The organism is Nocardia sp. NPDC055321 (assembly GCF_053645575.1).
The window spans coordinates 46131-63133 of sequence record NZ_JBSHMS010000027.1; the positions used below are offsets into that span (position 1 = coordinate 46131).

At 66.5% G+C, this 17003-nt stretch carries 16 protein-coding genes; 13 read left to right on the forward strand and 3 right to left on the reverse strand.

The genetic code is table 11. The features are described 5' to 3' along the window. Nucleotides 1-284 precede the first annotated feature (284 nt). The 3 genes from ACWIGI_RS33250 (at nucleotide 285) to ACWIGI_RS33260 (ending at nucleotide 4226) form a co-directional block, all read left to right on the forward strand. Complete coding sequence (locus ACWIGI_RS33250; protein ID WP_454207100.1) at nucleotides 285-1175, forward strand: short-chain dehydrogenase/reductase; 891 nt, start codon at nucleotides 285-287, stop codon at nucleotides 1173-1175. Between the two features lie 85 nt (nucleotides 1176-1260). Continuing rightward, the gene (locus ACWIGI_RS33255; RefSeq protein ID WP_454207102.1) at nucleotides 1261-2805 is read left to right on the forward strand and encodes a flavin-containing monooxygenase; all 1545 of its coding nucleotides are present in this window, start codon (nucleotides 1261-1263) and stop codon (nucleotides 2803-2805) included. Beyond that, on the forward strand, nucleotides 2802-4226 hold the full coding sequence (locus ACWIGI_RS33260) for an aldehyde dehydrogenase family protein (protein WP_454207104.1): 1425 nt from the start codon (nucleotides 2802-2804) through the stop codon (nucleotides 4224-4226). Before ACWIGI_RS33255 ends, ACWIGI_RS33260 begins: the two co-directional genes overlap by 4 nt. Before the next feature lie 108 nt (nucleotides 4227-4334). Here the strand turns inward: ACWIGI_RS33260 and ACWIGI_RS33265 are convergent, their stop codons facing one another. Further along, on the reverse strand, nucleotides 4335-4943 hold the full coding sequence (locus ACWIGI_RS33265; RefSeq protein ID WP_454207106.1) for a TetR/AcrR family transcriptional regulator: 609 nt from the start codon (nucleotides 4941-4943) through the stop codon (nucleotides 4335-4337). 191 nt (nucleotides 4944-5134) lie between these two features. On the opposite strand from ACWIGI_RS33265, the gene ACWIGI_RS33270 reads away from it, so the two are divergent. From ACWIGI_RS33270 to ACWIGI_RS33315, 10 genes are all read left to right on the forward strand, one after another. Continuing rightward, entirely contained in the window at nucleotides 5135-6787 is a 1653-nt protein-coding gene (locus tag ACWIGI_RS33270; protein WP_454207193.1) for an AMP-binding protein, read from the forward strand. Nucleotides 6788-6886: 99 nt separating this feature from the next. Next, entirely contained in the window at nucleotides 6887-7720 is an 834-nt protein-coding gene (locus ACWIGI_RS33275; RefSeq protein ID WP_454207108.1) for an MlaE family ABC transporter permease, read from the forward strand. Further along, complete coding sequence (locus ACWIGI_RS33280; RefSeq protein ID WP_454207109.1) at nucleotides 7720-8580, forward strand: ABC transporter permease; 861 nt, start codon at nucleotides 7720-7722, stop codon at nucleotides 8578-8580. Before ACWIGI_RS33275 ends, ACWIGI_RS33280 begins: the two co-directional genes overlap by 1 nt. Next, entirely contained in the window at nucleotides 8577-9632 is a 1056-nt protein-coding gene (locus tag ACWIGI_RS33285; RefSeq protein ID WP_454207110.1) for an MlaD family protein, read from the forward strand. Before ACWIGI_RS33280 ends, ACWIGI_RS33285 begins: the two co-directional genes overlap by 4 nt. After that, a complete protein-coding gene (locus tag ACWIGI_RS33290; RefSeq protein ID WP_454207112.1) occupies nucleotides 9629-10633 on the forward strand; it encodes an MlaD family protein in 1005 nt (334 codons plus the stop codon). Before ACWIGI_RS33285 ends, ACWIGI_RS33290 begins: the two co-directional genes overlap by 4 nt. Then, nucleotides 10630-11628: an MlaD family protein gene (locus ACWIGI_RS33295; protein ID WP_454207114.1), complete on the forward strand. Its 999-nt coding sequence runs from the start codon at nucleotides 10630-10632 to the stop codon at nucleotides 11626-11628. The genes ACWIGI_RS33290 and ACWIGI_RS33295 overlap by 4 nt, the downstream gene beginning before the upstream one ends. Continuing rightward, nucleotides 11622-12722, forward strand: a complete 1101-nt coding sequence (locus ACWIGI_RS33300; RefSeq protein ID WP_454207116.1) for an MlaD family protein — start codon at nucleotides 11622-11624, stop codon at nucleotides 12720-12722. Before ACWIGI_RS33295 ends, ACWIGI_RS33300 begins: the two co-directional genes overlap by 7 nt. Further along, nucleotides 12719-13786: an MlaD family protein gene (locus tag ACWIGI_RS33305; protein WP_454207118.1), complete on the forward strand. Its 1068-nt coding sequence runs from the start codon at nucleotides 12719-12721 to the stop codon at nucleotides 13784-13786. The genes ACWIGI_RS33300 and ACWIGI_RS33305 overlap by 4 nt, the downstream gene beginning before the upstream one ends. Then, the gene (locus ACWIGI_RS33310; RefSeq protein ID WP_454207120.1) at nucleotides 13783-14736 is read left to right on the forward strand and encodes an MlaD family protein; all 954 of its coding nucleotides are present in this window, start codon (nucleotides 13783-13785) and stop codon (nucleotides 14734-14736) included. The genes ACWIGI_RS33305 and ACWIGI_RS33310 overlap by 4 nt, the downstream gene beginning before the upstream one ends. 12 nt (nucleotides 14737-14748) lie before the next feature. Beyond that, the gene (locus tag ACWIGI_RS33315; RefSeq protein WP_454207122.1) at nucleotides 14749-15348 is read left to right on the forward strand and encodes a hypothetical protein; all 600 of its coding nucleotides are present in this window, start codon (nucleotides 14749-14751) and stop codon (nucleotides 15346-15348) included. A 178-nt stretch (nucleotides 15349-15526) separates the two neighbouring features. On the opposite strand, the gene ACWIGI_RS33320 is transcribed toward ACWIGI_RS33315, so the two are convergent. Together ACWIGI_RS33320 and ACWIGI_RS33325 are read right to left on the reverse strand one after the other, a co-directional pair. Beyond that, nucleotides 15527-16333 (reverse strand): SDR family oxidoreductase, encoded by an 807-nt coding sequence (locus ACWIGI_RS33320; protein ID WP_454207124.1) that lies wholly within the window; start codon nucleotides 16331-16333, stop codon nucleotides 15527-15529. Next, the gene (locus tag ACWIGI_RS33325) at nucleotides 16330-16986 is read right to left on the reverse strand and encodes a hypothetical protein (RefSeq protein ID WP_454207126.1); all 657 of its coding nucleotides are present in this window, start codon (nucleotides 16984-16986) and stop codon (nucleotides 16330-16332) included. The genes ACWIGI_RS33320 and ACWIGI_RS33325 overlap by 4 nt, the downstream gene beginning before the upstream one ends. Nucleotides 16987-17003 lie beyond the last annotated feature (17 nt).

A 17003-nucleotide genomic window follows, 5' to 3' on the forward strand; every position in this document is an offset into this window, starting at 1 on the left:
TGGGGGTGTGGGGCGCTGTCTGCGCCACGTCCGTCCTGGATCATGTTGACGGATGTCAGTGACGAACGTCAATACCTGTACTGTTTATATTCCAGTATCTCGGACTGGTCCTGCGAAGGCTGTCCTCGGCCTCGGGGCCTGTGCCACCCGCCTCGACAGCTCGGTATTGACACCACCCTCTTTCATGGGAATCATCTGCTTCCATTGGAATCGCATGATTCCTGTATTGGCGATCCCCGGGTCCGGCTCGACCGGGCGCGAGGACGGCTGGCAAGGAGTGGCTGATGGCAACACTGTCGAGGGTCTTCGGCGGCTGCGGCTCGCGCTATGACGTCGAAGGAAAGACCGCGTTGATCACGGGCGCTGGAGCGGGTATCGGGCGTGAACTTGCCACCGCGCTGATCACGCGCGGAGCTCGCGTCGTCCTCACCGACCGGGATCTATCCGCAGTAACAGCGGTTGCCGACCAATTCGGTGATCGGGCCTTGGCCATCGAGGCCGATGTCCGCGACCGCGAAGCGATGTCCGCGGCGGTCAGCGCGGCAGTTCGCTGGTCTTCCCGCCTCGATGTCGTCGTCGCCAACGCGGGGGTGACACCGGTGCCGGCTACCGTCCGGACGACGGTGCCGGAGGAGTTCGGCCGGGTCATCGACATCAACCTGCTCGGCGTGTTCAATACCGTCCGGCCGAGCCTGGACCACATCATCGAGGCGGGCGGGCACGTCGTGGTCGTGTCCTCTGCCGCCGCCTTCGCACCCGGAATGGGCGGTGCGGCATACATGGTGAGCAAGGCGGCGGTCGAACAATTGGGGCGTGCACTGCGCGTTGAACTCAGCTCGGTCGGAGCCAGCGCGGGGGTTGCCTACTTCGGCGTCGTTGATACAGAGATGACCACGAACATGTTCGAGGCGGATCCTCTGGGCAGGGAGATCGAGAACATGCTGCCGTGGCCGTTGCGGCGCAGGATCTCCGCCACCGAAGCGGCGGAATCGATCGCCGAGGGCATTACTCGCAGAGCACCCAGGACGATCGCCCCGGCGATCTGGGCGCCGTACTCGTGGCTGCGCGGCACCGCCAACGTGGCGCTGGATCGCATCCTCGCCCACGATCCGCGCGTGGCCGATCTCCTCGCGCGCATCGAGAACCGCGCTGCGATCACCGGCAAGCAGCCGTAGATGACGGTGCGGCCCTGTCACGACGGCCGCGCGACTCGGGCATCCACCACGCCCCAACTTTTGACGAATGAGGACGACTCCGTACATGCAAAACCCAACCCCCGCAACGAGCCCGGACGAATTCTTCACCGTCGCTGTCATCGGCGCCGGGTTCGGCGGATTGGGCACCGCCGCCGCGCTGAAGAAGACCGGGATCGACGATTTCGTCGTGTTCGAACGCGCCGCCGATGTCGGCGGAACATGGCAGGCCAACACCTACCCCGGCGCCCAATGCGACATCCCCTCGATCCTGTACTCGTTCTCCTTCGCGTCCAACCCCGAATGGTCGCGCCTGTACCCGCTACAGCCCGAGATCCAGTCCTACCTGCGCACGGTCGCCGACCGCTTCGACATCACCCCGCACATCCGATTCTCCACCGAAGTCACCGACGCGAGCTGGGACGACGACGCCGGGATATGGGTGATCGAGGCCGGTGGCCGACGCGTGCGGGCCCGGTTCCTGGTTGCCGCGCTGGGACCGTTCTCCGAACCGTCGGTACCCGCGATTCCCGGGCTCGCCACCTTCGAGGGCCCCCAGTTCCATTCCGCGCGATGGGATCACACCTTCGACCCCGAGGGAAAGAGGATCGCGGTCATCGGCACCGGAGCCTCGGCGGTGCAGTTCATTCCGCGGCTGCAACCGAATGCTGAGCAGCTGAAGGTGTTTCAGCGCACCCCGACCTGGATCATGCCGCATCCCGACCGGCCGATCGGCGGCACGCAGCGCAAGATGTTCGCCGTCGCTCCGGCGACACAGCGAGCGGCCCGAGCGGGATTCAACCTCGTTCAAGAGGCCCTGGTTCCCGGATTCGTATACAAGCCCGCGCTGCTCAAAGCGATGGAGGCTGTTGCGCGCGCACATCTTCGCCGCCAGATCCGCGACCCCGAGCTACGCGCGAAACTGACCCCGGCCTACCGATTCGGCTGCAAACGGCCCACGTTCTCCAACGCCTACTACCCGGCACTGGCCGCACCCAACACCTCGGTGATCACCGATTCGATCACCGAGGTCGGCCCCCAGTGGATCCGGACCGCTGATGGCGGCGAACACGAGGTCGACGCGATCGTGTTCGGCACGGGGTTCACCATGACCGGCCATCCCGGCCTGGCCCGGATCCACGGACGCGACGGCGCCGATCTGGCCGGCCATTGGGGTTCGGACGCCAACGCCTATCTGGGAACGATGGTTTCGGGCTTTCCGAACATGTTCGTGCTGCTGGGCCCGAACTCGGCGCTCTACACCTCCCAGGTGGTCACCATCGAAGCCCAGGTCCGCTACCTCGTCGACGCGATCGTTTCCACACTCGCCGCCCACGCGGACACGATCGATGTCGATCCGCGGGTGCAGGAACGGTTCATCGGCGAGGTCGATCGTAAACTCGCGGGAAGTGTCTGGAACAGCGGCGGCTGTTCGTCCTACTACCTCTCACCCACCGGCCGGAACTTCACTTTCTGGCCGGGGTTCGCCTGGCAATTCCAACGCCGCACCGCCCGTGTGGATTTGCGTGATTTTCGTCTGACCAGACGCGGACACGTCGCGATCCACGCCGGTGAACCCCTACTCGATCGCGCCGAGGAAGTGACACGATGACCTCCACCGTCACGGTTCCGTGGATTGTCCAGGACCTGCGGCGCAGACAACCGGCCTGGGAGCAATCCGGGGTGGCCGCGCGCGCGGAATGGCTACGCCGATACGCGGATTGGCTCCTGGACAACCAGGAACACCTGGTGCGATTGCTGTGCGCCGAGGTCGGCAAACCCCTCGTGGAAGGCCGGATCGAGTTCACCGTCGTGATCGACCTGATCAAGCATCTCACCCGGCACGCCGAGAACATCCTCTCGACCGAGCAGCGCACACCGCCGAATCTGCTCAACGCGTTCAAGACCGTGTCGGTGACCCACCGGCCGTATCCGGTGATCGCGGTCATCACGCCGTGGAACTTCCCCCTGGGACTGTCGCTGTGCGACGCGATCCCGGCACTGCTGGCGGGTGCGGCGGTAACGATCAAACCCGCCCCGGCCACGCCGTGTGCGGTCGCTGCCGCGGTGGCCGGCTGGAACGAGATCGGCGCGCCCGCGGTGTTCACCGCCATCACCGGCGACAACGCGGCCGGTGCCGAACTGGTGGAGTTGGTGGACTTCGTGCAGTTCACCGGCTCGACCGCCACCGGTAAGGCGATCGCCGCGCGCTGCGCGGAACGGCTCATTCCGTGCGGGCTCGAACTGGGTGGCAAGGACCCGGCCCTGGTGCTGTCCGACGCCGACCTCGATTGGGCCGCACGAGGTATCGCCTGGGGCGCGCTGACGAACGCCGGACAGATGTGCACCTCGATCGAACGTGTCTACGTCGATGCCGATGTACACGATGCCTTCGTCGCGCGCCTGGTCGAGCACGTGAACACCCTGCGCCGCGACATCGATATCGCCGCGCTGGTCACGACCGCGCAGTTCGACATCGTCAATGCCCACCTCGAGCAGGCGATCGAAGCCGGGGCGCGCGTGGTCAGCGGCGGCGGCACGGACCCGGCCACCCGGTGGGTGGAACCGACAGTGCTCGTTGATGTTTCCCAGGACATGGCCTGTGTTCGCGAGGAAACCTTCGGACCGCTCATTCCGATCATCAAGGTCCGTGACACCGCCCACGCGGTCACACTGGCCAACGACAGTGTGTACGGGCTCTCTGCCACGGTGTGGAGCAGAAACCACACACGCGCCCGGGAGGTGGCCGCCCAACTGCACGCCGGTGCGGTCAACATCAACGACGCTCATGCCAACGTGTTCTTCCTGTCCGCGCCCATGGACGGCTGGAAGCAATCGGGAATCGGCGGTCGATTCGGAACCCGCGAAGCCGTGCTGCGCTACTGCCGCGCGCAAACGGTCACCGAATCCCGATTCCCGCTCCGATACCAGCAGCACCTGCTGTGGTTCCCGTACCAGGGACCGGCTACGGAGATTCTCGGGCGCACCATGCGCGCACTCGCCGCGACCGGCACCAGACGCTTTCGCTGGTAGGCCGCGCACTCGCCGCGTCGCGAGCGCCGGTACGGGTCACCCGACTGTCCTGCGGCGCGGAGAGGGCGGATGAAAGCTGTTGCGCAAGAACAGGTCAGTGCGCGTTGCTCACAGCTGCAGGATCGTCGTGGCCAGCACGGTCGTGTAGTCCACGATGTCCTCGCGGGTGTGTTCGGTGGTGCCGTCGAGCCAGTCCATGAACAACGCGACCAGTGCGCCCGAGAGCGAGCTGACGGCCAGGTGCATGTTGGGTCCGGTCATCGCCGCACCGGGCTCGTCCAACTGAGCGGCGACGAGTGCGACGAACGCCGGCACAGCGGTCGCGCCGTGATCGCGTAGCGCCTCGTCGGCGAGTGTTTCCCGGAACAGAATGTGCCCTCGGCGAGGGTCCTGTTCGAGGAAGCGGGTCGCGGCGTCGAACGCGATCCAGGCGCGTGGGTGATCGGTGTCCGGTCCGGACAGGGCGGTGGTGACCGCGTCGAGGAGATCGTTGGTGATTCGGTTGTGGACCTCGATCACCAATTCGTCTCTGTCGGAGAAGCTTTCATAGAAATAGCGCAGGCTCAGCGATGCTTTTCTGCATACGGCGCGCATCGTCGTCGCCGCCGCGCCCTCGGTGGCGAGGAGGTCGTAGGCGGCGTCGATCAGCTGTTCGCGGCGTTCGGCGCTACGGCTGGCCATGGTGCTGCCGCGCCAGACGACTGGTGGGGAACTCACGTGGCCATCATGGCACTTCACCGACTCGGTGCATCGCCTCGAAGGGGGTTGACATCGCGCAGTGTCATAGGAATCATCTGCTTTATGTGAATCAGTTGATTCTTGTTAGTGGCGCCCTTCCGCGGAGCTGCTGCCTATCACCTCGATCGAGCCCGCATTCAACGGACAAAAGGAATCACCCCGTGCTGAGCCTGCCCGCGATCCATGAGCGGATCGACACCACCATCGAGACGCTGCGCGCGGTCGGCAGACTTCATCGGACCGGTGTCATCGATCTGACCCGGCCCGACCGGGTGCTGACCACGGCCCGTCGCAACAACAGCTACGGCCCGGCCGCGACAATGATCATGAAGGCGGCCGAGGAGCATCCCGAGTCGCCCGCGCTGTGCGATGAGCGCGGCACGCTGACTTACCGCGAACTCGACGAGCAATCCAACGCATTGGCCAACGCGTTCCTGGGCGCGGGCCTGGAACCGGGGTCGGTGATCGGGGTCCTGGCGCGCGATCACCGGGGTCTCGTGCTGGCGATCAGCGCCGCGGGCCGGGCCGGGCTGCGGCTGGCGATGATGAACACCGGCTTCGCCAAGCCGCAGTTCGCCGAAGTGGCTGTGCGAGAGAACGTGCGGGCGATGCTGCACGACGCGGAGTTCGGTGACCTGCTCGACGCGCTGCCGGCCGACCTGCCACGATTCATCACCTGGTCCGACCCGCGGCTCCCGTCCAGTGCACCCGCGCAGACCATCGACCAGCTGATCGCGACCGGCGACCGCCGGTGCCCGCCACCGCCGGCGAAGGTCGGCGGGTTCATCATCCTGACCAGCGGAACGACCGGCCTGCCCAAAGGCGCGCCGCGAACCAAGGTCACCCCGCTGGTCAGCGCCTTGGTCGTCGACCGTATCCCGTTCCCACGCAAGGGCACCGCGGTCATCGTCTCGCCGATCTTCCACTCGACCGGCTTCGCGGCCTGGACCGTCGCGACCGCGCTGGCCAACCAGGTCGTGCTGACGCGACGTTTCGACGCCGAAGCAACCCTGCGCGCGCTTGCCGAACATCGCGCGCAGCTGCTGGTGGCCGTGCCGACGATGCTGCACCGGATGGTGAGCCTGGCGCCGGAAATCCGTGCCCGCTACGACCTTTCGGCGCTGCGCGCGATCGTGGTCGCCGGCTCGGCCCTGTCCCCGGAACTGGCCACCAGAGTCCAGGACACCTTCGGGGACGTGCTGTACAACCTCTACGGATCCACCGAAGTGGCGATCGCGGCGGTCGCACAACCACACGAGCTGCGGATCGCACCGGGCACGGTCGGCCGGGCGCCGGTGACCTCGAAGATCGCGCTGTTCGACGACCAGGACCGGCCGGTCACCGGCCACCGGGTGTCGGGGCGAGTGTTCGTGCGCAGCGGTGCCCCGTTCGAGGGCTACACCGACGGCAGGCACAAACAGTTCATCGACTGCTACATGTCTACCGGCGACATGGGGCACTTCGACGACCACGGCCTCCTGCACATCGACGGCCGCGACGACGACATGATCGTCTCGGGTGGGGAGAACATCTACCCCGCCGAGATCGAGAATCTGATCGCCACCCGCGAGGACGTCGACGATGTCGTGGTCATCGGTGTGGACGACGAGGAGTTCGGTACCCGCCTGCACGCGCTGGTCGTACCCGTGCCGGGTGCGCGGATCGAGCCGGCGGAGATCAAGGCGTACGTCAAGGAGAACCTCGCCCGCTACAAGGTGCCGCGCGAGGTGAGTCTCGTGCCGGAGATCCCGCGCAACGCCACCGGCAAGGTCGTCCGGTCGGCGCTGACACGGCTGGCCGCCGACCACGGTCCCCGGCCCTGACCACATGCCATCGCCCCACCACACAGGCGAGGGGTGACATTCGCGCTCTGTCAGCGCTGCGTTCCACAACCCTCGAACCCGAATCCAGGTGATCGATCGATGAGCACGCCGACCACTCACCGGCCCGCGCGTGTACTGCGGGACAACATCGAGAATGTGCTGTTCTCAGCTGTCCGCACGCTCGGCCGTTCGGTCGAACTCGCCTGCGGTGTGCTGGCCGGCGCGGTACTCGACACCGTCCGCGGTCGACTGCCGTGGCGTGAAACCTTGCGCCAGAGTTGGTATCTGGTGACGGTCACCGCGGTTCCCGCGATCCTGATGGCGATCCCGTTCGGTGTCATCGTCTCGGTCCAGGTCGGCAACCTGATCGAACAACTCGGCGCCGATGCGCTCCTGGGCGCCGCGGGCGGGCTGGGCGTGATCAAACAGGGCGCTCCGATGGCCACCGGGTTCCTGCTTGGTGGCGCCGGGGCGGCCGCGATCGCCGCCGACCTGGGCGCCAGGACAATCCGTGAAGAGATCGACGCAATGATCACTCTCGGCGTGGACCCGGTCCACCGGCTGGTCATTCCGCGTGTGGTCGCGATGCTGCTGGTCGCGCCGCTGCTGAACATTCTGATCATGGCCGTCGGTATCGCCGCGGGATACCTCGCTGCGGTGGCGGGTCGTGGTGTCACACCGGGCAGCTACTGGGGCACTTTCGGTGCCTTCGTCACCACCACCGACGTCTGGATATCGATGGGCAAGGCCATGGTCTTCGGTTTTCTGGTCGTGCTGGTGGCCAGCCAGCGCGGACTCGAAGCCAAGGGCGGGCCCCGCGGGGTGGCCGACGCGGTCAATGCCGCGGTCGTGCTGTCGGTGGCCTCGATCGTGCTGACGAACCTCGCGGTCACCCAGATCTTGAATCAGTTTCTGCCACAGAGGATCGCGTGATGGCCGCCGCCCCGTACCGCCCCCGTCTGGCGGGCCCGGCACTGTCGATGAACCAGGCGCTGCTGGTGCGTCCGATCGAATCGTTCGGGTTCGTTCTCGGGTTCTGCTGGCAGGTGCTGAGTTCGGTCCCGTTCACCGTGACCCACTACCGCGACCAAACCCTGCGCGTGATCACCGACCTGACCTGGGGGCGGGGATCGGTGTTCGTCGGCGGCGGAACCGTGCCGCTACTGGCGGTACTGGGACTGGCGATGGGCGCGCTCACCGCGGTCGAATCGTTCACCACCTTGAACATGGTGGGGCTGGGTCCCCTGACCGGCATCGTGTCCTCGTTCGCCAGCACCCGGGAACTGGCACCCATCGCGGCAGCGATCGGGTTCGCCGCCCAAGCCGGGTGCCGGATGACCGCCGAGATCGGCGCGCAGCGGATCTCCGAAGAGATCGATGCCCTCGAGTCGATGGGTATCCGGTCGGTCCCGTTCGTGGTCACCACCCGCGTGCTGGCGGGCGCGGTCGCGATCGTGCCCACGTTCCTGATCACCCTGATCCTGAGCTACTTCGCGTGCCGGCTGCTGATCACCACGGTCCATTCGCAATCGGCCGGGGTGTACGACCACTATTTCCTGCAGTTCGTCAGCGGTTCGGACATCGTCGCGGCCGTGGTCAAAACACTGATCTTCGGCATCGCCGTGATCATGATCCATTGCTACCAGGGGTATTTCGCCAGTGGCGGGCCCGAAGGAGTCGGCGCGGCCTCGGGGCGAGCGGTGCGAGCCAGCTTCGTCGCGATCATCGCGCTGAACATGGCTTTGAGCCTGCTGTTCTGGGGGTTCGAGTCAGGTATCGAATTCACCGGATGAGGAAGATGCCCCAGTACCTGATGCCCGGGGTCGTGATGACCCGCAAGAAATCGGTGACGACCGGAGCGATAGCGCTCACCGTGGTCGTGGTGCTCGTCGCGGCATGGACGAGTGTGAACGCCTCGACCGCCAATGAGCGGATGCGCATCACGGTGCACACCGAACAACTCGCCGACGGCTTGGCCGCGGGAACGACCGTGCGGACCCGCGGAGTGGCCATCGGCGAGGTCATCGATATCGAACCGTCCTCGTCCGGTCAGTTGCGGCTGGACTTGGCGTTGGAACGCTCGGCTCTGGTCGAACTGGACGACAGTCTCAGCGTCGAGTTCGCCCCGGCGAACCTGTTCGGTATCAGCGAAGTCGAACTCGCACCGGGACACGGTGGGTCCCCGTTGACATCGGGCGCCGTCGTCGACCTGACCGGTGAGCACGCGACCCGCGTGTACGACGCGACGCTGAGTGCGCTGCTGCGGGAGTTCTCCGAGGCCACCGGCCAGGTGCTCACACCCCAGCTGAGCAGCATGCTGCACCAGCTCTCGTACGGGGTCGGCGCGCTCACACCGCTGCTGCGCACCGTCATCACGCTCGCGCGCACCATGTCCGACACCCAGCGGCTGCCGGCGTCGTTGCTGGCCAACCAATTCGGACACATGCTCACCGGCACAGGCGTATTCGCCTCGGCCACGGTCGAGGTGTTCGATTCCATCCGCTCCAACCAGCCACTGCGCCAGGACCGCCCGCACTTCGACGCGACCGTCAACGCCGTCGTCAACGACCTGCTCCCCGCCGCGGTGGCACTGGGCACCTCCGGCGAGCGATACCTCGACCACTACATCGCCGCGCTGGTACCGGCGCTGGCCACCGTGTCCGCGACCGTGCCGCACCCGGCCCAGTCCGCGGCGGAACTGCACGAGCTCCTGACCCGGTTGCACCGCGTGTTCGCCGACGGTCCGACCGGGCCGGTCCTGCAGGCGTCGGTCGCGGTCCGAGGTGTGCCGGTCCTGGCGCAGTCGTTGTTCTCCGCCCTGCCCGCAGTACCGGAAGGCCGGTGAACGAAGTGCTCAAACTCGCAGTGAAATTCGGTGCCTTCGCGGTCGTGATCGTTGCCCTGCTCGCGGGGATCGTGACCGCTATCGAGCGGCCGGTCCGTGACAGTACAGAGCGATACGTGTCGTTGTTCACCGATGCCAGCGGACTCAAAACCGGTGACGATGTCCGCATGTTCGGTGTCGAGATCGGCAAGGTCGAATCCGTCGCACTCGACGGGTATCTCGCGCGGGTCGGGTTCACCGTCCAAACCGACCGCACCCTGTTCGACAACTCCCGGGTCGCGATCCGCTACAAGAACCTCACCGGCCAGCGATATCTCGATATCCAGCAACCGGACACCGCCGGGACTCCGATCGCACCCGACACGACGATCGACCCCACCCACACGGTCCCCTCGTTCGACGTCACGATCTTGTTCAACGGTTTGCGGCCGGTCCTGGCCGAGTTCTCCCCGGACGCGCTCAACCACCTGAGCCAGAGCCTGATCGCGGTCATCGAAGGTGACGGCGCCGGCATCGGACCGGCCCTGGATTCGCTGGCGGAGTTGAGCGGCTACGCCGCCGATCGCCAAGCGGTGCTCTCGACCCTGATCGGCAACCTCGCCCAGGTCTCGGAGCACCTGTCGGGGAAGTCACCGCAGACCGTGGTCCTGATGACCCAGCTGGCCAACCTTTTCGACGAACTCCAACGCAAAGTCGAAGGCGTCGTGGACTTCGCGATGACAGCACCGGCGATCATGGCACCGCTGGACAGTCTGCTGCAGACCCTCGGACTCACACCCAACGCCAACACCGACCTCGACAACCTGGTGCGCACCCTGTTCCCCAACCCCCAGGACGCCGCCCGGACGCTGGAACGGCTACCGGGATTGTTGCAGTCGCTCACCGCCCATCAACCCAGCACGGCCTCGGCGTTGGATCTGGGATGCTCGCGCGGGAACGCCGAACTGCCCCTGCCGTTCTCGGTGCTGGTCGCCGGACAGCGTGTGGCGGTGTGCCGATGAACGCCACCGGAATCGGATCGGCCGAGCGGCAAGCACGCCTGCAGTTGCGTCACGGCCTGCTGGGCATCGTCGTGATCGCGGTCGTGCTCGGCGCGGCCGGGCTGGTCTCGGTGCTGCCGATCGGCAGCCGAACCTACACCGCGCTGGTCACCGACGCACAATCGCTGTCGATCGGTGACGGGGTCAGAGTGGCCGGCCTCCCGGTCGGGGAAGTCACCTCGCTCGAACTCGAACCGGACCATGTGCGCGTGCGGTTCACCGTCCAGGACTCGGTATTCGTGGGCCGCGAGTCGAGCATGCAGGTACGGATGCTCACCGTCGTGGGCGGACACTACATTGCGCTGACCCCGGCGGGTGAGGAACCGTTGGGCGAGAACGTGATTCCCGCCGACCGCGTCAGCCTGCCCTACAGCCTGGCGCGAGTGTTCCAGGACGCGATCGCTCCGGTCAGTGCCCTGGACGGCACGTCGCTGCGCCGCAATCTCACCGACACCGCCGCGGCGCTGACCGCGGCCCCGGCGAGCCTGCGTCAGATGCTCGACGGGATAACCAGTTTCGTCGACGTGCTGGACCGGCAGAACTCCCAGATCTCCCAAACCTTGGCGATCGTCGACGAATACGCGGGATCGCTGGAACAGACCAAGACCCAGCTGGGCCGATTCGTGGTCAGCGTCAACAGACTCGAATCGATCGTGCTGGACAAACAGAGCGAGATGCGCGCCGCCGGAACGATGACCGTCAGCGTCGTGCAACGCATCGCCGGTCTCGAAGGAACCTACGCCGAAGCCCTCGAGCCGCTCATTCCCGCGTTGTCCCAGCTCGGGCCCGAACTCGCACAGCTGGCCGACCGGCTCGATCCGATGCTCGCCTCGATCCGCGCCCTGGTCTCGGGCACCGCGAATCTGCTCACCCCCCAAGGACTCGACATCGACCATTCCGCGCAGAGCGTGCCCTCCTCGGGACTGTGCGTGCCGGTACCCGGACGGGGATGCTGATGCTGGTGCGCCTGCTCGGATCACGAGCACTGATCTCCATCGCGGGAACCGTGATCATTGCCGTCCTCACCGTCGCCGGATACCTGCTCTACACCGGGCCCGCCCACAGCACGCGCACGTATTGCGCGATCATGCCCGACACGGTCGGGCTCTACCCGCACAGCACAGTGACACTGCGCGGGATTGCGGTCGGTGCCGTGCAGAAGATCACCTACCAAGGTGACTCGGTGCGTGTGGACTTCACCGTCGCCGACAATCACCGTCTCGGCGCGGAACTCTCGGCCACCACCGTCGCCGACAGCATCGTCGCGGACCGCGACCTGGCACTGTTGAGCGAGAACTCCGACACACCGTGGGACCCGGCGACCTGCATCACCCGCACCTTGACCCCCAAGAGCATGTCCCGGGCGTTGCAAGCACTCACCGACCTGTCACAGCAGCTGGGCGATTCCCAGGGCCAGGGCCCGGGAATCGGTGCCGCGTTGCGCACACTCGATCACGCGAGCACGGGAACCGGCGACCGGATCAACACCGTGATCACCACACTCGGTGCCGCCCTGAACAACCCGGACGTCGGGATCGCCCGGCTCGGGCGCATCATCGACGCCCTGTCGTCGCTGGCCGCCAGCGCCAACCGCGGATGGACCGACATCGGTGCGATGTTCACCAGATTCTCGGCGACCTTCCAGGTCCTGGACAATCAACTCTTCCCCATGGTGGTCGAACTCGGCGACGCACTGCGCCGGGTCCTGCCGATGCTCAACGACCTGAGCATGCTGGCCGGCGGGCAACTGGTACACGGACTCGACGCGCTCGTCCCGCTCCTGCGCTGGGCCAGCGTCAACGTCGGTGGCATGCAAGAGATCCTGCAGATGATCCCCGCACTGGCCGACGGCTTCAGCAACGTCGTCGACCCCGGCAGCGGAGCGGTCACCGTCCACTACGCTGCACCGCGAATCGCGTTGAACGCCACCGACGCCGCCCCGGTGTGTGCCGCGTTGCAGGCACTGAGCCCGGGCCTGTGCGACCCCTCGGCGGCAACACCTCACATCGACCTGGCCCAACTCGTACTCGGATCGGCGGTGACACGATGAGCACCCGATCTCATCTGACAATGGGCGCGGTACTGGCCGCCACCCTCGTGGCGTCCGCATGCGGATTCGATCCGGCCACGATCCCCGTCCCCGGAACCCGCATCCAGGGGCCGACCTATCGGGTGCAAGCCCAGTTCACCGACGTTCTCAATCTGCCCGCACAAGCCAAGGTATTCGCCAACGGCGCGCAGATCGGCACGGTCGCAGGGGTTTCCATCATCGACCCGGTCACCACCCCCACCTTCGTCCCGGGCTACGCCGTGGTCGAGCTGCGCTTGCGCGAGTCGGTTCGGTTGCCCGCCACCACCCGCGCCGAGCTCCGCCAGCAAACCGTGCTGGGCGATATCAACGTCACGCTGATACCACCGCCCGCGGCGACAGGCCCGACGCTGGCCGACGGCGCGAGCATCCCGCTGACCCGGACCCGCGCGGCCAACCAGGTCGAAGACACCATGGCGATCCTGGCCACGTTCATCAACGGCGGCGCGATCGACCGATTCCAGGACCTGGTCCGCGACCTCGATTCCGCACTGCCACAACAGATCACCGACACCGAACGAGCCGCACGGAACATCGCGTTCAACGCCGACGATCTGGCCGCGAACCTCGATGACGTCGATGTGTTCCTCACCGGGCTCACCGACGTCACCACCGACGCCGCACGCTCGGCGCCGCTGGCCGCTGACATCCTCACCGACACCGAGGTACGTCAGCTCGTCGACGCGGTGTCCTCGCTGATCAACGCACTGGGTCTGTTCGGCAGAATCGCCGAGATCAGCCGAGCCCTGACCTGGCTGGCCCCCGCCTTGCAGGGCGCCGATGGCGCCGCCAGGGCGGTGATGCCGATGCTGTTCACCTCGCGTCCGTTCGACCTGAACGCGCCCTCGAACCTGAACCTGATCACCGCACTGCTGCGCGACAAGATCATTCCGTGGGTGCGGTACGGACCGGCGGTGAACCTGCGGTCGGTCACCGTCGACGACGCCGCGAATCCGCAGCCCTCGACCCAGGACCAGGTCGATGTCGTGCTGCAGACCCTGCGCATGCTCGGAGCCGTCCGGTGACCCGCGGAACATGGGCTTCTCTGCTCGGAATCGCCACGGTGTTCGTGTTCGGCAGCGCGTACCTGACGGTGTCGATCGCGCAGATCGACCCGTTCGAGCAACGCGCCACGGTGACGATGCTGCTCGAACGGTCGGGGTCACTGGCCGAAGGCTCCCCGGTGCTGCTGCGCGGCATCGACGTGGGCGAAGTCGAGCGCATCGACTACACGGGCCGGCGCGTGAAAGTGGCTCTGCGACTGCGCGGTCACCCGCAGATCCCGGTCACCAGCGCAGTGCGTATCGAGACACTGTCGGCGCTGGGCGAGCCGTACATCGAGTTCAGCCCCGAGTCCGCAACCGGCCCGTTCCTGCGGGACGGACAAGAACTCGACACCCGTCAGGTGAGCGAGCCGCTGTCACTGTCACAGGCGGCACGCTCACTCACGCACCTGCTCTCCGAACTCGACCCGGCCGTCATCGCCTCCCTGACCGGCGCCCTCGACCGCGCCCTCGATGGAACCGATTCGGTGACTCCGACTCTGAGCCGCGCGACCGAACTACTCAGCGCCACCCTGATCGCGCGGATGCCCCAACTCGAACAACTCATGAAGGACTTGCAGGACATGGGCGGGGACATGGAATGGTTCGAACCGTCGGCCGTGTCGGCGGCACCGCTGTGGACATTGTTCGCGCAACGCTTCAGCGAGATCGTGGACTCGCTGGCCGGCATATCGAACGTCGGCGACACCCCGGCCATGTATCTCGAAGGCGACGGACTCGTCCCCGTGCTCGAACGCACGACGGCCTGGCTCGACGAACACGGCCCCGAACTCGCGCGCCTGGCCCCCGTACTGGCCCCGTTGGCCGGCACACCGTCGTCGGCATCGATCGACCTCGGAGCCCTGATTTCACAAGCGCTCGCCGCGGTCGGCACCGACGACACCGTGCACTTGCGTATCACCCTGAAGTAACCGGAGGACCCCATGGCCGATCTCGCCACACTCACCGAAGACACCGATTCGGAACCTGATTCGGCGGCCACGGTGCCTCGCACAGGTGTCGTGGTCGTGTCGAGAAACACCCTGCTGCTGGCGATCGCCTGCGCGGCGCTGGTAGTGGTCGCCGCGGTCTTGGCGGTGTTCCTGGTGAGCGCCCGCGATGATCTCGCGGCGGAGCGCACCGCCGCCGCGGATCGCGACCGTGCCGAGCAGCTCGCTCGGGACTACGCCGTCGGCGCGGCCACGGTCGACTTCCAGAATTTGGATGCGTGGCTGAGCAGTCTCAAGGCCGGGACGGCAAGCCAGTTGGCGGCCAAGTTCGATGCGACCGCACCCACGTTGAAAGAAATTCTGGTGCCGCTGCGCTGGCATTCGAGCGCGTCGCCGATCGCGGCGACGACCTCGTCGGAGAACGCCGGCGTGTATGTGGTGCACACCTTTGTCACGGTGACTTCGACCAGCGCCCAGGCCGCCGAGGCCAACCAGACAACGGTCACCTACACGGTGACCTTGGACAAGAACGACGGCTGGAAGATTATCGATGTCGGTGGTCTCGACGGGGTGATGCCTACGGGCGCGAAGTAGCGCACACACATGAAATGCCCTCGCGTCGAATGGAAATCGACGCGAGGGCGGTCTGGTCAGGTTCTCGGCGACGTCGTGTGTCCCGCCGGGAACTGTTGTGCAAGGGCAGTGTCGACCTCCCACAGCGCAGTGCCTTGCGCTCGATCGGCGCCGGGGACCGGACCGCCGTGCTGGATGGTCAGCGTGTGAGCCGGTCCAGGTACGCGCGGCGGGAGTCGGCCTCGAAGCGCCCTGGTTCGGAGCCGACGAAACGGCGCTTTATCGCGTTGAGCGCGGTTTCGGGGACTCCCTGCTCGATCGCGCCGATCGGAGCGAGCCACCGTGGGACGGTGACCTCCGCACGCCGGTGACGCACGGTGTCGACGATGGCTCGGCCGACTTGATCGGGTTCGAGGGTGGGTTGCAGGCTCAGGTTCACCCCCGAGGTGAGTTCGGTGTGCACCGCGGCGGGCATCACGGTGGTGATACTCACGCCGGTCCCGACGAGTTCGGCACGCACAGCCCGGGAGAGCGCCGCGACGGCGAATTTGGACGCGCAATACACCGCCACACCCGGCGTGGTTACCTTGGCTGCCATCGACGCGACGTTGACGATGTGCCCGCGCCCGCGGTCCACCATGCCCGGCAGAGCCAGGCTCATGCCGTTCACCACACCACCGACATTGATGGCCAGTTCGCGATGGTGCCCGGCGAGATCGAGCTCGAGGAAGGGGCTCAAGCGCATGATCCCCGCGTTGTTGACCAGAACGTCGACCGGACCGCTTCGGCCCGCGAGGTTCAGGAATTCGGTGAAGCTAGCGGGGTCGGTGACATCCAGTAGCGCTGCGTCGCAGCCGATTTCGTCGGCTGTCGCGCGCGCCACGTCGATGTCTATGTCGCCGATCCAGACTCGAGCGCCACGTGCGGCCAGTGCGGCGGCGGTCGCGCGTCCGATTCCGCGGCCACCGCCGGTGACGCAGGCGACGGCGCCGTCGAGGCGGATCACAGCTGCACCTCGCGCCGCGGCGTGCGCATCGCGAAGTAGCTGACAACACGGGATTCGTTGCTACGCAAGGTCAGCAGTGCGCGTCCCAGATACACCCCGGGGACCAATTCGACGATCTCGTCGCGGACTCGGTCCATAGGAAACAGCGGTCCGATCGGGTTGCCGAGTTCGGGTGCGGTGTAGGTGACCGCGGCGACCTGTACGAACGGCGCGAGTGCGGCGCGCTCGATGCGGTACTCGAACCGAATTCCGTTGTACACCTTGCCTGTTCGCTGCCAGCCGCGATATCGGGGAAGCAGAGCGCGCAGTGCCAGGTAGGCGTTGCGGTTCATGCGGTTGTTTCCGGTCCCGGTCCGGGCGTCGAAGCTCTTGCCCACCCAGCCCGGTTCCAGCGCGATGATCGGGTTGGCCAGCGCCAGTGCCGGCAATCCGAACAGCTTGCCGGCGACGATGCCGTCGTAGGCGCCGTCCAGCGCGGGCGGTGTGCCCCGGGAGAACATTGCCGAGAGCAGGTCTCGATCGTCGGCATCGGAAGCTACGGTCAGGTACTCCCAGCATGCTTGGGCGGCGCGTGCGGGGGCCGTGTCGGCGAGTTCGCGCAGTTCGGTGAGCAGTGATGTGGTGGACGGCGGTGCGGCCGCGGAGATGGACATGAGCTATTCCTTTGTGA

Coding starts and splice junctions, on each gene's coding strand:
- ACWIGI_RS33295 (WP_454207114.1), top strand. CDS start 10,630: ATGAACGCCACCGGAATCGGATCGGCCGAGCGGCAAGCACGCCTGCAG.
- ACWIGI_RS33250 (WP_454207100.1), top strand. CDS start 285: ATGGCAACACTGTCGAGGGTCTTCGGCGGCTGCGGCTCGCGCTATGAC.
- ACWIGI_RS33285 (WP_454207110.1), top strand. CDS start 8,577: ATGAGGAAGATGCCCCAGTACCTGATGCCCGGGGTCGTGATGACCCGC.
- ACWIGI_RS33255 (WP_454207102.1), top strand. CDS start 1,261: ATGCAAAACCCAACCCCCGCAACGAGCCCGGACGAATTCTTCACCGTC.
- ACWIGI_RS33300 (WP_454207116.1), top strand. CDS start 11,622: ATGCTGATGCTGGTGCGCCTGCTCGGATCACGAGCACTGATCTCCATC.
- ACWIGI_RS33260 (WP_454207104.1), top strand. CDS start 2,802: ATGACCTCCACCGTCACGGTTCCGTGGATTGTCCAGGACCTGCGGCGC.
- ACWIGI_RS33280 (WP_454207109.1), top strand. CDS start 7,720: ATGGCCGCCGCCCCGTACCGCCCCCGTCTGGCGGGCCCGGCACTGTCG.
- ACWIGI_RS33275 (WP_454207108.1), top strand. CDS start 6,887: ATGAGCACGCCGACCACTCACCGGCCCGCGCGTGTACTGCGGGACAAC.
- ACWIGI_RS33305 (WP_454207118.1), top strand. CDS start 12,719: ATGAGCACCCGATCTCATCTGACAATGGGCGCGGTACTGGCCGCCACC.
- ACWIGI_RS33325 (WP_454207126.1), bottom strand. CDS start 16,986: ATGTCCATCTCCGCGGCCGCACCGCCGTCCACCACATCACTGCTCACC.
- ACWIGI_RS33315 (WP_454207122.1), top strand. CDS start 14,749: ATGGCCGATCTCGCCACACTCACCGAAGACACCGATTCGGAACCTGAT.